This window comes from Thainema salinarum CENA647, assembly GCF_057732415.1.
On record NZ_JBYJZJ010000022.1, the window covers coordinates 2,796,994 to 2,813,608 of the forward strand.

At 48.0% G+C, this 16,615-nt stretch carries 7 protein-coding genes and 1 tRNA gene; 2 read left to right on the plus strand and 6 right to left on the minus strand.

Features of this window, described 5'->3' with window-relative positions; genetic code table 11:
• The first annotated feature begins 297 nt into the window (after positions 1-297).
• Together AC286M_RS19170 and AC286M_RS19175 are read left to right on the plus strand one after the other, a co-directional pair.
• Positions 298-3,546, plus strand: a complete 3,249-nt coding sequence (locus tag AC286M_RS19170) for a GAF domain-containing protein (RefSeq protein ID WP_488205910.1) — start codon at positions 298-300, stop codon at positions 3,544-3,546.
• A gap of 29 nt (positions 3,547-3,575) precedes the next feature.
• Positions 3,576-4,715, plus strand: a complete 1,140-nt coding sequence (locus AC286M_RS19175; RefSeq protein ID WP_488205911.1) for a sensor histidine kinase — start codon at positions 3,576-3,578, stop codon at positions 4,713-4,715.
• Positions 4,716-4,759: 44 nt separating this feature from the next.
• Here AC286M_RS19175 and AC286M_RS19180 read toward each other — a convergent pair.
• The 6 genes from AC286M_RS19180 to AC286M_RS19205 all read right to left on the minus strand — a co-directional run bounded on the left by AC286M_RS19180 (position 4,760) and on the right by AC286M_RS19205 (position 16,489).
• Positions 4,760-4,832 (minus strand) — tRNA-Ala (locus tag AC286M_RS19180).
• 203 nt (positions 4,833-5,035) lie between these two features.
• A complete protein-coding gene (locus AC286M_RS19185; RefSeq protein ID WP_488205912.1) occupies positions 5,036-6,427 on the minus strand; it encodes a sensor histidine kinase in 1,392 nt (463 codons plus the stop codon).
• A complete protein-coding gene (locus AC286M_RS19190; protein WP_488205913.1) occupies positions 6,427-9,252 on the minus strand; it encodes a CHASE2 domain-containing protein in 2,826 nt (941 codons plus the stop codon). Before AC286M_RS19190 ends, AC286M_RS19185 begins: the two co-directional genes overlap by 1 nt.
• Before the next feature lie 216 nt (positions 9,253-9,468).
• Positions 9,469-10,455, minus strand: coding sequence for a DUF928 domain-containing protein (locus tag AC286M_RS19195; protein WP_488205914.1), 987 nt, complete (start codon positions 10,453-10,455; stop codon positions 9,469-9,471).
• Between the two features lie 455 nt (positions 10,456-10,910).
• Positions 10,911-13,493: a CHAT domain-containing protein gene (locus tag AC286M_RS19200; protein ID WP_488205915.1), complete on the minus strand. Its 2,583-nt coding sequence runs from the start codon at positions 13,491-13,493 to the stop codon at positions 10,911-10,913.
• A 266-nt stretch (positions 13,494-13,759) separates the two neighbouring features.
• Complete coding sequence (locus AC286M_RS19205) at positions 13,760-16,489, minus strand: two-partner secretion domain-containing protein (protein ID WP_488205916.1); 2,730 nt, start codon at positions 16,487-16,489, stop codon at positions 13,760-13,762.
• Between the last annotated feature and the right edge of the window lie 126 nt (positions 16,490-16,615).

A 16,615-nucleotide genomic window follows, 5' to 3' on the forward strand; every position in this document is an offset into this window, starting at 1 on the left:
TAATTCATTCAGCAGCATAATTCAAAGTTGACTGATTATCCAGTTATTACTTGAATTGGATTCGAAAGCTGGTGAATTTTTCCAGTAGCCAAAACCAAAAAACAAGATTGATTCAGCAAATTTACCAGTGGCTGGAAAACCTAATACCTAATAAATTGATAATCGTAATTGTTTGCTAAATTAGACTGCTGGTTCACAATTTTAAGTCAGATTTAAAGTCGCTCATTAATTAGGATTGCATCAAGAAACTTGCCAATCGTTGGGCCATCATATGATATTCGTTGTGCTAGTAAAGACATGCTGGATCGTTTCTTATCTCAAGCCATTGACTATCATCCTCCGACGATAGAGCGTACAGCGTCTCTACAAACTGCGATCGCAGTTATGAGGCAGACCCACTTCACGGCGCTATGGATTACGGAAACGAATGCTAATGGCGATATTCAGCTACTCGGAGCCGTCTTTCCGAAGCAACTACTGCAAGCCATCACCACAACGACTAACGACGCAACGGTTGGCAATATAACGGCTAATAGCCTGACTGCCCTGACGGTTGAGCACGTTATGGTGCGTCATTTACCGTGCATTCAGCCAAACACATCCCTCTCCATTGAGCAACTCATTGGTTACTTTGAAGCGTATCAGGTTGATTATTTACCCGTAGCAGCTCCTGGCAGCTCCTTTCTAGGAGTCGTGAGTAAATGGCAACTCCTACGTATTTCTTGTCGAGAACACACTCCCAGTCTGCTCGAACAGATCTTTGAAGAAGCTCAAGATGGCTTTTTTCTGATGATGCTGGATGAGCCGTTGACCTGGAATGACGACACTGACCAAGCTGCTGCCATTGACTATGCCTTTGTTCATCAACGCATTACTAAAGTCAACAACGCATTTCTAGAGCAGTATGGTGTAAGCCATGAGGACATTTTAGGCACTACGCCTGTTGACTTTTTTGCCCACGATCTGGACTACGGGAAAGAGGTGTGGAGGCGCTTTTTCAACGTCGGCATCATGAGCACAGTCACCGAAGAGCGGCGATTTAGCGATGGTGCAACTCTGTGGATTGAAGGGTATTACACCTGTCTGTATAACGACCAAGGCCAGATTATGGGCCACTTTGGGATTCAGCGGGATGTCACGCACTACAAGGAAATGGAAGCGCTGTTAGTCCGGCAAGAGCGCTATCTGTCTGTTGTGGTTTCGATTCAGCAGCAGCTATTGGCCTCTGGCCATTACTTGATGTCCCGCGATTTGGACGACTCATCGGACTGTGGGGCGCAGCCAACCCGGCTCAGTTTAGAGTCCCAACTGGCTAAACTTAAATTGGTTTATCAGACCGTTTTGAGCCAGCTTGGAGAAACGGCAGGCGCGTCACGAGCCTATCTATTTGAAAACCACGATGAGCGACTGATGAGCCAGCGGCTGGAGTGGTGTGCAGCGGGTATCCCGCCTCAAATCGATAACTCGCTGCTGCAAAACCTCTCCTATGATCAGTTGTCGCCGCAGTGGTTTCAACGCTTGTCCCTGGGACAGCCAATCAACAGCCTGGTTTGCGATTTGCCCGCTTCTGATCAAGCCATTCTAGACTCGCAGGACATTCTGGCTATTCTGGTGTTGCCGTTAATGGTAAAAGGGCAATTTTGGGGCACGATTGGGTTTGATAACTGCCAAACCGCTCGGCTATGGGATGCCGCTGAAATTATGCTGTTAGAAGCTGCCGCTGCCTCTCTTTCACTGCATCTGGAAAATTGTCAAGCTGAAGTAGAACTCCATCAAAACTGGCGGCGAGAACACTTGACGCATCAACTGGTTGAACAGATGCGCCAAACACTGGAGGTTGAGCAAATTTTTGCCACAACTACCCGTGAACTACGCCACCTGTTGAACTGCGATCGCACTCTGATTTATCGCTTTAACTCCGACTGGAGCGGCTGTTTTGTCTCCGAATCCGCCGCTCCAGCTTGGGATACCCTCATCCCAACGTTCTCCCAGGTTCCTCATTTGCCGAGCGAAGCCGTAACCTCCCAGACATGCAGTATTCAACATTGGAACCAGCGTTTTATCTTCGAAAGGGATACCTATTTTCAAACGTCTCAGGAGGGACACTATGCTCGAGGCAAACCCTATAGCTGCATTGCCGATATCCAGCAGGCCAAGCTAGACGACTGCTACCTCAACCTGCTTCGCCATTTTCAGGTGCGGGCTTACCTCACGGTTCCCATTTTTGTGGGTGGGCGGCTTTGGGGACTGCTGGCCAATTATCAAAATGCTGCACCGCGCCAGTGGAAACCGGAAGAGGTTAACCTCGTGCTTCACATTACCAGCCAACTGGGCGTTGCACTGCAGCATGCAGAGCTTTTGGAACAAACTCGCCAACAGGCTCTAGAACTGGCTCAAGCTAAGACAGCAGCAGAATCCGCCAACCAAGCCAAAACCGAATTTCTGGCTAACATCAGCCATGAATTGCGGACGCCGCTAAACGCCATTTTGGGATTCAGCGAAATTTTAGGCAATGAAGCCAAAGAAGATACCGATACTGCCGAAACGGTAATTACAGCGGAGCACAAAGAATACATTGATATCATTCATCGCAATGGCCGCTATTTACTCAATCGCATTAATGATGTGCTGACGATTGCCCGCCTCGACTCTGGCCCCAATCAGCTGGTTTCAACTCGTTTTAATTTACGTGAGCTGTTAGTGGATATTGAAGCGAAAGTTGCGATCGCAGCTGCCCAAAAAAGACTGAGCTTATCGTTCGAAATTGATCCGCAACTGCCCCAATCCATCACGACCGATCAAGGCAAGCTGCGCCAAATACTGTTTAATTTATTAAATAATGCCATCAAATTTACTCAGATTGGCAGTATTACATTACGCATGGGAATCCAGGCTCAAGTTCCTGTTAACCAAACAGACTATCGCTTCAATCTTTGGGTTGAGATTGAAGATACGGGCCAGGGCATTGAGCCTGAAGAATTAAATAATGTTTTTGCACCCTTTACCCAAGCAGAAGCCGGACGGAAAGCGAGTCAAGGTAATGGTTTGGGATTGGCGCTGGCTCGCCAATTTATTAACTTGATGGGAGGAGATATCACTGTTCATAGCGCATTAAATCACGGTAGCTTGTTTAAATTTAATTTTTGGACAATTGCCAGTAACGGCGCAAGTGGGCCATCGGCAGTAATAGATAATACAGCGATTCAGACCACCACCGCTACATCAAGCGAATTCGACGTTCCACCGTCTGTGCTTGATCCTGAAACAATTGAATTCTCGAAGTTCAACGTCGCGTTATTTGATGCCTCTAATCATTCGCTGGATGAGATGGAGCCCCTTTTCAATGCTGTAAAAGAAGATTTAGATCGAGTCTCGCTGCAGTGGCGACAGCAAGTTCATCAAGCGGCTTTAACAGGTTCCGATCGTAAGATTCTTCAGCTAACTGAACAAGTTGCTCTTAAACATGAAGCCTTGACAAAAATTTTGGCTCATTTAGCAAAACGATTTCAGTTTGATCAGATTGTGTTACTGATGAAAATGGGCTAAACAATTGCACTACGCGCTTGATTTACTTTATGCCATATCTTCCAGCAAATCCGTCTAAAAAAGAAATCCTAGTTGTCGATGATACACCAGATAATTTGCGGTTGTTGTCGGCCATACTGACACAGCACAATTACGAGGTGCGTAAAGCCTTGAATAGCGCTCAAGCTCTTGCTTCAGTGAAAGCAGATGCGCCTGATTTGATTCTGCTGGATATCAAAATGCCGGAGATGGATGGTTATGAAGTTTGCCTGCGGCTCAAACAAGATCCAGACACGCAAGCTGTTCCGATTATCTTTATCAGTGCCCTGGATGATGCATTAGACAAAGTGCACGCCTTTTCTGTCGGCGGAGCGGACTACATTACTAAACCTTTTCAAGAAGCTGAAGTGCTCGTCCGGGTCGAAAATCAGCTCCGCCTGCAGGAACTCCAGCGGCAGCTAACGGCTCAGAATGAAGAGCTAGCCCGCTCTAATCAAGAGCTGGAGCAGTTTGCTCATATCGTGTCCCACGACCTACAGCAACCTTTACAAGGCATTACAGGCTACACCAAAATCATCACCCTTCAGTTCCCAGAGTTGACTCAAACTCCAGCCCAGGAGTACTTAAACAACATTGTTAACGCCTGCGATCGCATGCAGCGATTAATTCAAAATCTGCTGGATTACGCTCAACTTGGGCATGAAGAACAAGCGTTTGCCTGGTTAGACGGTAATGCTGTGTTAGCGCAAGCGCTCAGCAATCTCGATATTGCTTTGAGAGAAAGCGGCGCAGTTTTGCAGTGTTCTGACCTCCCGGCTATTTACGGCAACGAGACGCAGTTAGTTCAGTTATTTCAAAATTTAATTAGTAACGCCATTAAGTTTGTTCACGCTCAGGTGATTCCCCAAATTGAGATCGCGGCTTCTCCCCACGACGAAACCTACTGGCGCTTCGCGGTTCATGACAACGGCATCGGTATTCCATCTGAACATCTACAGGACATCTTCAAGGGTTTTCAACGCCTTCACCCGACTGAAAAGTATCCCGGTAGCGGCATTGGATTGGCAACCTGCAAGAAAATTGTCGACAGTCATGGCGGAGATATTTGGGTTGCTTCTGAGGTTGATGCGGGCACATCGTTTTACTTCCAATTGCCGAGTCGAGATGCAGCAGCACAGACTTTGCCGTAACGACAGTCGTAATGTAAAAATCGGCGGTGCAGAAAATAATAGAATGGAGCTAAGCGGATTCGAACCGCTGACCCTCTCAATGCCATTGAGATGCGCTACCAACTGCGCTATAGCCCCGTATACGCGTCTACTATCATGCCGTAAAGCCTCTGAATTCGTCAAGTGAATTTTCAAATTTATCTATCATCATCCAGATTGGGTCACTACCTGGACACCGAGATAGATCTGTTAGCCAGAGCGGCTAACGATCTGGCAACCAGCAAAAAACAGGTTGCCGACAAATGTGAATGCATAGTGATCAATCAGTATCAACGAGTCACCTAAGAGTTGAGAGCCTTAACAGGCAAGGTGATCGTGAATTCAGAGCCTTGATTTGGGGACGCTTTGACGTCTAGCGAACCGTTGTGCTGTTCAACAACGATTTGTTGAGAGATGGCTAAACCCAGTCCAGTTCCCTTCCCCACATCTTTAGTCGTAAACAGGTGATCAAAAATTTTCTGCTTGACCTCCTCACTGATGCCAATGCCGTTATCTTGAAGCTGAATGACAACGGCCTGCTGATCGTCCGTTAATTGGGTACTGATAGTAATTTGATTGGGATTGGCTTTAATGTCGGCAAAGCTGCGTTCAGCATTAGATTCTTCTAGTGCATCAATTGCATTGGCCAGGATATTCATAAAGACCTGATTTAATTGGCCAGGAAAGCAGTCAATTTTAGGCAAGTCACCATAGTGTTTAACCACCTCAATATCGGGCCGATTATCATTGGCTTTCAGGCGATGCTTCAGGATTAGCAGCGTACTATCTAATCCTTCATGAACATCAAACGGAACTTTGTAGTCCTTATCTGCACGGGAGAACGTCCGAAGGCTGTTGCTGATGCCGTGGATACGCTCAATTCCCACTCGCATCGACTGTAGAAGCTTAGGCAAATCATCCCGTAAATAGTCCAGATCCACATCCTCTAGCTCATCCTGAATTTCAGGTGTGGGTTCAGGATAGGTTTGCTGATATAGATCAATTAGCCGCATTAGGTCGCTGACATAATCCTGTGCTGGCTGTAAATTGCCCGATAAAAAGCCTACGGGATTATTGATTTCATGGGCGACACCCGCAACCAAATTACCTAAAGCAGACATTTTTTCGCTTTGTACCAGCTTTAGTTGCGCCTGCTGTAATTGCTGTAAGGATTGGGCTAATTTGGCGGTACGCTCTTGCACCTGTTGCTCAAGTGTGCGGGTTAAATGAGATAGCTTCAGATGCAGCTTCAACCGAGCAACGACTTCTTCTTGTTGAAATGGCTTAGTTACATAATCGACCGCGCCCATTTCTAACCCTTTCACTTTATCTCTTGCATCCGATAAAGCGGTCATAAAAATGATCGGAATATTTTGAGTCAGGGGATTATCTTTTAGCCTGCGGCAGGTTTCGAACCCGTTCAAACCAGGCATCATCACATCCAGCAAAATCAAATCAGGACTAGCATATTCAGCCTGTTCAATCGCAGATTCACCATCCGTTGCCATTAACGCTTTCCAACCATAGCCTTGAATGGCTTCCGACAGCACTTTCAGATTGGTTGGATTATCATCAACCAGCAGAATATGCACAGAAGTCGGTATGGCATCAGTGACTAAGCTATTCGGTGATCCATCACATTGAGCAGCCTGACTCAGCGTGGAAGTTGACTGGGAGAAAGAATGTGAAATCATTACTGATGCGACTCCGTTTTGACAAAAGCTTTGAGGAATTGGCGAATTTTTTTAGTTTGAAAGTTAGTGGCCAGCTTGTGTAACTCAGCGACAAAGGGAGCGAACTGTGAATGTTGAGTTAAGTCCACTAAAATCTGCTCAATCGCTGGAATGTCGCCCATCATGGCCAGGTGGTAGAGCTGCTGTAGAACGTCATCTGAAGGCAAGACCCATTCATCCTGTTGATGATTATGTTGATGAGCAGACGACTGTACTGGCAGCGGATCAGGAATTAAAGAGGTTGACAGTGGCATTACTTCGGCATAGATCCAGTCCACATTCAGCAGTGAGCTGATGGCATTGAGTAGTTCATCGGTTTGAAACGGTTTGGGCAGAAATGTATGTGCCCCAGCTTGCAAACTGCGATCGCGGTCTGCTTCAAACACGCTGGCACTAGACACGATAATTGGAATGGCTTGAGTGTCTGAATTAGCCTGCAACTTCATCATCAGCTCAAATCCATCCATATTAGGCATGGCCAAATCCAGCACAATCAGATCGGGCTGATGTTGCATAGCTTGTGCTAATCCTTCACCACCGTCTGTGGCGGCAAGGGTTTGACAACCGATGTCCTGCAGCAGCTTCGTCAAAATCGAACGATGGTTGGCATCGTCATCAATAATTAGGATTTTGGGGGATTGACCTTGAATTCCTACAATTACGGGTTGAGTCGGGTTCTGCTCTGTGGCCTGCCAGTCACGGGACACTGGAACACTGAGGTCAAACCAGAAGACGCTGCCTTCTCCTAAGCGGCTCTGTACCTGAATTTGACTACTCATCAGCGCGATGATTTTTTGGCTAATCGCTAGCCCCAAGCCAGTACCGTCGGGGCGATGACTAGCTTCACCAACCTGCTCAAACGGTAAAAAGATTTTTTCGATCTGATCGGTAGACATGCCAATGCCAGTGTCTTCAACTTGAAAGCGTAGCGTGATGGTAAGCTGATTGGCCTGCTGTTCATCTTCGTCTTGCGGCGGAGCAGCCTGGGGCAGGACATCAATTTTGAATGTGACTTTGCCGTTGTCCGTAAACTTGATAGCGTTTCCCAGCAGATTAATCAAAACCTGTCGCAGCCGCTTTTCATCGGCCTGAATCGTTATCGGTAGGCGATCGTTCATGGCCATATTGAAGAACACACCTTTTTGCTCGGCCCGAATGCGACAGATTTCAGCCACTCCATGCAAAAACGTCAGCAGATGAATCTTTGTGGGTGATAAATCCAGTTTGCGAGCTTCGATTTTTGACAAATCCAGAATGTCATTAATCAGCGTCAGGAGGTGGGTGCCGCATTGATAGATAATGCCTACACCTTTTTGATCTTGCTGACGGAGCGCTGGCGAGCGCTCTAGAATTTGGGCGTAGCCCAAAATGCCGTTGAGCGGCGTGCGCAGCTCATGACTCATGTTGGCCAGGAACTCGCTCTTGGCTTGGTTGGCGGCATCAGCGGCTTGTTTGGCTTGAACTAGCTCGTGTGTGCGCTCTTCTACTTTGGCTTCCAGCGTTTTGGAATAGTCCAGAAGCTGAGCGTTAGCAATTTCGAGCTGTTGGTTGGTTTCTTCTAGCTTTTGCTGTTTGCGAGCGTTTGTCGTGGCAATCACGCTGCTAGTAAATGCGACCAATGCAGGACTAACGGGTATTAAAATACCGCTCAAGAATCCGGCGTAACCGCCCACCAGTAGTGCTCCATTAATGCCCACGCTGGCCCAGAAGATTTTGCCGCCCGGAATCCATTTACCCGCTTGCACGCTTGAGAGCCACCAGCTACCAACTGACCCCACAGTAGACCAGAGTAAAATCCAGCCAGCAAAGGGGACACGGGAAAAGCCGCGTAGATTCGCTGTTCCCGTCTGTGCGCCGCGAACGAGCTGGTAGGCAATATTGGCATGAACAACGACACCAGGTGTTGGACGTTGGGCAAATAGCCAAGAGGAACTAAAGGGAGTGCCAAAAAAGTCGTTTGTACTCGAAGCGGTCGAGCCAATAAAAACCATGCGATCGCGCATTAAATCCGACGGCACGTTGCCTGCTAGCACATCGCGCATGGTAACCGTTTGGAAAGCAGTTTCTGAGCCATGCCAGTTCAGCAAAATCTGATAGCCGCCCAAATCCCCATTCGAGTAGCCCGCTTCCTGTCGGCTGAGTGGTACATAAGTTTGTTGACCCAACTGAAACTTCTGCTGCTCTGGATCAATGCTTTCTAAACTGATACTTTCGGCTTCCAGGTACTGGAGAGCAACGCGGGTAGCCAATCCAGCTTTGATGATGTTGTCCTCTTGCTCATCGCCAGCCGTGAGCAGGGCGCGGCGCACGTTGCGATCGCTGTCTAGCACCAAATCTGCCAGTCCCACTTGGTCGAGCTCTTTTAGTGCGGGCGGCGCTGGAACTCGTTCCCCGGTAATTTTCTCAACTCCAATTAAATTAGGCGTTGTTTGAAAGATCTCAACTAACTGCTCGTGGCCACTGCCCTCCGGCAAATCGCGATACAGATCCAGGCCGATGCTGCGCGGTTCTTGCGCCCGAATCTGTTCCAGTAGCTGCGCCAGTGCCCAGTCTGGAATCGGCCAGTTACCGACCGATTGAATATCCTGCTCATCAATTGTGACAATGACAATCTCGTCGGCTACGACATTTTGCGATCGCAACCGCACCCACTCGTCGCGGATCTTCCATTCCGGTAGGTTAAACAACCCAAATGACTGACCCACAATGACAGTCAAAGCCACACTGGGCGTAATCACCAGTACGCTACGAGTTCGTTGAAGAAGAGTCTGAAACTTGCGCCACATAATTTTGCTAGACAGCGATCGCGAGCTGATTGAATATGGGTTGGGCTAGGCCAAGAAGTTGGCAAGGATAACTCACCAACTTCTACTGGACGTTAGACATTACTGAGCGCACATCTTGCACCAAACCCAGAAGGGTTATTTTGCCGCCGCATCACGGCGGCAAAATAACCTGTTCGGTTTCTTAAAATGCAAGGTGCAAGATGTGAGTAAGCCAATCTATTGAACAGAAGCTAAAACGGGAGCTGTTTCAATTGCTTCTAATCCAACCGAGGACAGTAGCTCTGCCCACTGATGGGTTAAGGTCGTATCCGCTGCCTCTGTGGCATAAAGCGAAGCAAGAATTGCCACGCAGTCATACCACACACCGTTTTGACCCAGAGCCGTTGCCTGTTCTAGGGCATCTCCCTCTTGCAGAGCCGTTGCCAGCTCGTCATTCGGTTGAATCCGCTGAATCCAGCCATCGACATAGGGCGTGCTCGGCCCCAACTGCCCATCGACCTTGAGTGCAACTAACCACTGATAGTCTTCCCCAATTTCTAGGGCAGGTGCATCTTCTGGCAATTGAATTGGCACAACACCAACAGCTCCGGCAACCGGAACCGTCATCTGGTATTGCAGATTGCCCGCTGCGTCCTTCAGGCTAAAAACGGCTTCCGCCGCATTGGATGCAGGCAGATACACCAGAAACATGGGACGCTCAGACACCGTCGTGCCGTAGTAGCTTTGAGGCGTCAGCGCAATCATCGCGGCTGGGCCGTCTGCCCCTACCATTGATGGATTCAAATAGTAGGTGCCGACACGCGATGCCCCACCAGCAGCCTGTTGGGGAGCCCGCTGACTATCAGCAGGCGTGAACAGATCGCCGCGTGACGCTCCACCAGCCGCATGCTGGGGCGCACGTTGGCCATCGGCAGGTGTAAATAGACCACCGCGTGACGCTCCGCCCATTGCCTGTCGAGGAGCCCGCTGACCATCAGCAGGCACAAACAAGCCTCCACGAGAGGCTCCACCCGTGGCTTGATTCGGAGCGCCCTGGTCAGCTGGAGGGATAAAGAAACTCCCGCGCGATGCTCCGCCAGTCGCTTGACTTGGAGCCCGATTGGTGGTTGGGGGTGTAAATGTCACAGCTTGAGCACTGGTACAAACACCACCCGCGATTAGAGCAACAATGCTCAACATACTCGCCAGATGTTGACGTTTCATGACGTGATACCTGGATAAGGTTAATGTGGACAAAACTCTAGCGATTACAAATAGAGCAGATGATAAAAATGGCTCTACATCCATCACGCTAAAACCTTTCCGAACAGGTAGTTCCTCATTATTTCCTAATCAAAATTGGTTGAAATTAGTGATTAAGAACAACGATTTGCTGTCGGATACATCATTAACAGAGAACACACTTGTAACATAGACAACTACGCACATCGGAACCATAGAGAAACTACGCAAATCTGAGTATTTTTACGAGATCTAAATCAACGAACGACAACAATGTTTTTTAAGTAAACAGGAATTTGTCCAACCTAAACTTGATCAACTAAATTTATTGATCGAGTTTAGGCAAATTTGTCCCTGTTGCGATCGCAACTATTTCAGCACGGATTCATCGCTCCTATTTGATTAGGAATCCAAACTTGCATTGTGGCTTTTGTATGCTATAACCAGTTACCCACTAAAACAAAGGCAGACCAAAAGAAAGGATCTTTAAAGTCAGTTTGCTGAATGAGATACATTTGAGCTTGACGTAGTGCTTCAGCTTTTGTCATACCTTGCTGTTGCAGCTGATCATAAAAACGAGTCATCAGTTGAGCAGCAGCTCGATCCTTTACAGGCCAAAGCGCAGCCACCGTTGAGCGAGCGCCTGATTTGACCGCTAAGCCAGCTAAGCCAAGTACTGCCCGATCATCGCCAGTAGCAGTATCACAGGCACTAAGAACCAATAATTCAATCGGCTGTGAGGCTTTACTACCGCGATTCTCTAGAAGTTCCGATAGTTCTTTAATGCTGACTCGACCATCCCAAGTTAAGAGAAAGGTTTCTTCTTGCCGAGAACTAAACTGTCCATGAGTCGCTAAGTGAATCACATTAGCATTTGTATTTCTAAAGCGATTCGCCAGAGCAGCGATAGTAAATTCGTGATTCATTAAAACTGAAGCTGGCACCATCTCTGAAATTTCTTGCACTTCGGATTCAACAGCAGGTAAGGCACTAAAGCCTTCATGGGATTGACTAATACCACCCACAATCGCGTCAATTTGATTCGGTTGGAGGGACTGAGCAGCCATTAGCTGTAAACCTGGCGAAAGGGCAACAGCATATTTTTCAATCAAATAGTTCTGGCCATCATATAGAGCCGCCATTGGAATATTACGCAGGCGGCCATCTAACACAAACACCAATGTTTTTGTATCGGTCAAAATTTGCTCTGCTTCCGCCGGTTGAATTAACCAGTTGTATACTTGCTGAGAAGCGCGATCGCGTTCTTTGGCATCTGAAACTGGATTGAGGCCAATTAGCAACGTGTCTAACGTTTGCTCAATTTCTACCTGTGACACAGGTGTTTCATAGTAGTGCAGCGGTTTTCCAGCCGCAGAAAGGATGACGGCTAAGCGATCTGGCAGAATAATCGGATAAATGACGGTTGCTGCCGGATCAACTTGGTCAATCTCAACCCGCTGGGTTTCATCTAAACAGGCTTCGTGGAAGAAATCATCTAGTTCTGCCACCTGAAGCGATTCAATCAATTCACGGGCTTCTAACAAAGCTGTTTGACTGGGCTGACCATCAAGCAGCAAATCAACTAGTTCTCGATAGACTGGCTCGACACTTTCCTGAAATGAAAACTGAACGTCGGAATTAATGGACGCTAAATCAGTTCGTAAAGCCTTTAAAGCATTGACGGCTTCTGTATAAGCGCTAATAGCTTCCGTCCGCTTTCCTTCCTGGCGATACACTTGGCCCAAGCTCCAAGCTGACTGAGAAATAATGTGGTCTGCTCGAAGCTGACGAGCCACATCGAGAGATTTCTGCGTCACCTGTCTTGCGTCTGCCCACTGCTCAGACCGCTTATAAAGTTGACCTAACTGGTACAGCGCATAGGCTTCTGCTTGAGCATCCTGGCTCTGCTGGGCCGATTGAATAGTCGTAGCCATCAACTGCGACAAATTGCTCAGCGGCAGAACTTGAGCCGGATTTTCGATCTGGTTAATCGCAGCGGTAAAGTTGATCGCCGCATAGAGCGATAGATGATTCGGTGGCAGTGCCTGAAGCTGCTGAAGGATCGTGGCGGCCTCCGGTGTCGCTAAATCCAGCAGGTCATAGTCCAGAAACAGCTTGAATCGATCCAATCGAGCTTGTAACTGCTCACCTGGATTGACGGCGACCTGCTCGGCCTGATCAAAGCAATACAGCGCGCTATCGGGATCGCCTAAGTCAGCAGACGTTTTGCCCAAATTCAACCAGATGGAGCTCAGTTGTGCCGTTGCACCAATGTCTTGTGCGATCGCTAAACTCTGTTCCAATGCCTGCTGACTGCCGACTGTATCACCAATCATCTGTAGAGATAAACCTAGCGATCTCAACCCGCTAACTTTCATATCTGCATCAGGCATTGCCTCTAGTTGCTGAGCCAGCGATTCGAGTTGCTGCTTTGAGCGGCGATAGAAGCCCAAGCTCTGTAATGCCTGTGCCTGGTTGATTTGGCTGCCTAAGCTACCGCTGGTATCCCCTGCTTGTTCGTAATAGGTTTGCGCTTGCTGCCAGGTTTCCAACGCCAATTCGGCTTGGCCGGTGTTGAGCTGCAGGCTTGCCTGGGTATTGAGAGCCTGCGCCCACAAAATGGCATCTGCTGTTGATTGAGCCGCTTGCAACAGATCCAAGCTTTGCTCAATTGACTGTTGAGCCGCATCCCACTGATAAAGCTCCTGATAAGCTAGCGAGAGATAGCTGAGGCCGAGTGCCTGATTGAGTGAATCGCCTTGACTCTGATACTGCTGAATGGCCTGCTGCCAGATAGTAATTGCGTCTCCAAATTGCCCGGCTCGATAAAGGCTACGGCCTTGTTCTAGTAAAGATTGGGATGAGTTGGCAGATAAATTGCTAACTGCTGAAATACTAAATGATGCAGTCGTGGGCGTTGCCGAGAGTACTCGCGCTGTTGGCAGAACAAGGGACAGACTCAGGCTTAAAATACTAAGGATTAGATAAAAGAGCGGCGATCGCTTAAAACGCAAAATCATAGGAGTTTATGCAGGTAGTTTGACAGTTAGCCACGTTAATCGGCTACAGATTACTGGTCAGTTATGTAATTAGGCTTTAAACATTGCCAATTTGTTTGTCTCTTTGGGCAATCACTGAACCACCACTCCATCGATTTGCCTCCAGGATCAATTTCTTGATCTAGATTTCCCCTCATTAGCGAATAATTACCATCTTCAGTAATAAAACTGTTCATCTTTAAAATGGAAAATGGGAAAACCAAAGAGAATTCAAATCACCAGTTCATTTAGCGAGTTATTGTGGCTGTTTCAGTCGCTGCACTATAACTATGCTGTGATTGGGATGTGCCACTCCTAATGGCTGGACTGCTACAGGTGGCAAAAGCTGAGTGCTGGATAGCTGATTGCTCAGCAATCAGCTCAATTTGACCATTGATGTTGCGACGCCAGCTTGTGGTTTCAATCAGATTAGATACAGTCGTCGGGGCTGGAGACTCAGCGTTCTCTGACTGTCGATAAGCAGAGAGATCGCGGACATCTTCCCAAGTGCGATCGCGGTTGACCTGCTGGGTAGGATTCTGGGGTACGCCGCCGCGTCCAGTGGCAATGAACTGACTGCCTTGCGTTTCTGCACAGCCTGTAGCAATTTGCTGTGACGGGTCTGTCACGTTAGCAGGTAGTTCAATCACGCCAGAACTAGGGTCGGTGTTGATGGTGGTGATCTGAACCGTGCCGCTGACGCCGAACTGGGAACTAGCCGTAATATCACTTTCCGGTGTCAACTGGTCGCGAAACTCTAGGCCAAAGATACCTTGAGTGGTGATGTCGATGTTACCGCCATTGCCTTCAATAGCATTGGCGATGATGTCACTGTTTTCATCGGCTACTGCTATTACAAATCCAGCATCGATAGCGATGTTGCCTCCGGTGGACGCACCTTGAGCATTGGTGGTGATGTTGCTGCCGTTTCGCAGCACGAGTAAGTCATCAATGTGAAGTCGAATATTTCCTTGCCCACCGCCGTTAACTTCAGCTTGTAGACTGCCACCGTTATCCAAGAAGACGTTGCGAGCCCAAACGTTGAGGTTCCCGGCATCACCAGTCCCCAAATTGCTCACGGTTACTTTAGCACCGTCTCTCACCTGTAAGCGATCGGCTCTGATATTGACTGAGCCTGCCTCAAAGGCACTAGCTGAGGAGGCTGTGATTTCACTGGGTAGGAACTGGCCATTTATTTGAGACGGGGAAATGCCTCGCACATCAATATCTCTGACCCGGAGGCTGACGCTTCCGGCGGTTCCTTGTCCTAAGCTGGAAGATGTAATCTGGCCACCATCAAAGACATATAGCCGATCAGCCGTTAGATTGATACTGCCACCTGGGCCGACTGCATTACTTCCTACAGCAACGGTAATGCCACCGGGTAAATTGCTGGTGCCATCAAGTTTCGGTTCACTAACGGCTATCTCCGTTGCTCGAATAGAAATGTTTCCGGCTTGCCCTGTTCCTGCTAAGCTACTCCGAATAGATCCACCATCAGAGATTTGTAGCCGTCCAGCATCGATCGTGATGTTTCCAGCCTGCCCTTCTGCAAAAGGTTGAATGCCTGTAGATACTCCAGATAGCACCTCACGAGGTGTAGATCCTGCAATTTCAAAGCTTTCAGTTGCTCGGATCGAAATGTCACCCGAGCGTCCAATTGTAGGAAATACAGGGCTAAAAGCTAGCAAAGACGTACTGATCAGTCCCCCATTTTGCACACGGATGCGATCGGACTCAATAGTAATATTGCCGCTTTCATTGTTTGCGCCACTGAAGAGGGTAGTGGTAATGCTAGTGGGTGTTTCCAAGAAGGGATTCGATCCAATTAATTCAACAGTTGAAGCCTGAACAAAAATATCTCCTGTTCGAGAATTGTTTCCAGACGAAGAGGACGAAAGTCCTGCTCCATTACGCAAACGCAAGTTCTCGGTCTCAACGGTTACATTTCCAGCACGACCGATGGCCAAAGAGCTAAACACGCTACCAACAGACGTTCCAATACCCGGAAAAAATTGATTTGGCTGTGAAACTCCGAGCAGGTCAACAAAGTCTGTCGTTTGAACGGTAATGCCTCTGCCTCGACCCGCTAAGGTACTTGAACTAATGTTCGATCCATCTTGCACGGTCAAGCCTAGTCCCCGGATGTTGATAGCTCCACCATTGGTTCCACTCGTATCTACCAACGAAGTTTGTCGTAGCGAAACTGTATCCCAGTTCGCTAGATCCATCTCACTCGCCAAGCGCCAATTACGGAGACTACTGTTAAACGTCACCTCAGCATCTTGTACAGCCCACAGTTCGATTTGCCCATCTGGAGCCGTTAGGGTTGCGTTATCAATATCAATTTGTCCCCCCACTAAGGCCAAGGTTTCTCCTGATGGGACAGCCAGAGTTGGAGGACGAGGAATAAACGAATTTAGTACTGGTGGCCCTTCGACTTGAATTGATCCTGCATTCGGCTCCAGTTGTAATCCTACCGGAACACTAACGGTTAACAATGGAGGCGTAGCCGTATCGGTCGTGCTCCACTGAACACCATCGCCAAATAAGACACTGCTTGCGGTACTAGCAACAAACGAACCGCTAATATCTAAACGGGCATTGGGACCAAAGAGAATGCCCGCTGAATTGAGCAGAAATAAATTTGCACTGCCATTGGTTTGAATGAGGCCATCAATATTGGAAGCACTGCCCCCGGTTACTCGGCTGAAAATGGTTTGTACATCGGCAGCATTATTGAAGATAGCTGCTCCATTGGTGGGCACAGAAAATTGGCTGAAGCTGTGGAATAAATTATTGCCGACTCGACTGCCGTTGTTGATAGTAAAGCTGCTGCCTGTGCGAGAAACAGTTGTGGATAAAGTGCCATCAGAGGTTACTTGAGCGTTTGCAGAAACTCCCCAAATTAAATTCAGTCCAACAGGTATCAATAACCCCGCAACTGTCCCAACATGTGTCTTGCCGAAACAACTCATCCATCTTTTCATCAACCTAACCCTGGTAAGGCGCAACTTTAATTTATATTTCCCTTGAATGACGGATAATTGCTAGTTACGGTGATAAACATTGAGGATTAGATAAAAATCAGATTTATTCTTCCC

Excerpts from the sequence above, each read along its gene's own strand:
- AC286M_RS19170 (WP_488205910.1), top strand. The coding sequence starts at position 298 with ATGCTGGATCGTTTCTTATCTCAAGCCATTGACTATCATCCTCCGACG.
- AC286M_RS19175 (WP_488205911.1), top strand. The coding sequence starts at position 3,576 with ATGCCATATCTTCCAGCAAATCCGTCTAAAAAAGAAATCCTAGTTGTC.
- AC286M_RS19200 (WP_488205915.1), bottom strand. The coding sequence starts at position 13,493 with ATGATTTTGCGTTTTAAGCGATCGCCGCTCTTTTATCTAATCCTTAGT.
- AC286M_RS19190 (WP_488205913.1), bottom strand. The coding sequence starts at position 9,252 with ATGTGGCGCAAGTTTCAGACTCTTCTTCAACGAACTCGTAGCGTACTG.
- AC286M_RS19205 (WP_488205916.1), bottom strand. The coding sequence starts at position 16,489 with ATGAGTTGTTTCGGCAAGACACATGTTGGGACAGTTGCGGGGTTATTG.
- AC286M_RS19195 (WP_488205914.1), bottom strand. The coding sequence starts at position 10,455 with ATGAAACGTCAACATCTGGCGAGTATGTTGAGCATTGTTGCTCTAATC.
- AC286M_RS19185 (WP_488205912.1), bottom strand. The coding sequence starts at position 6,427 with ATGATTTCACATTCTTTCTCCCAGTCAACTTCCACGCTGAGTCAGGCT.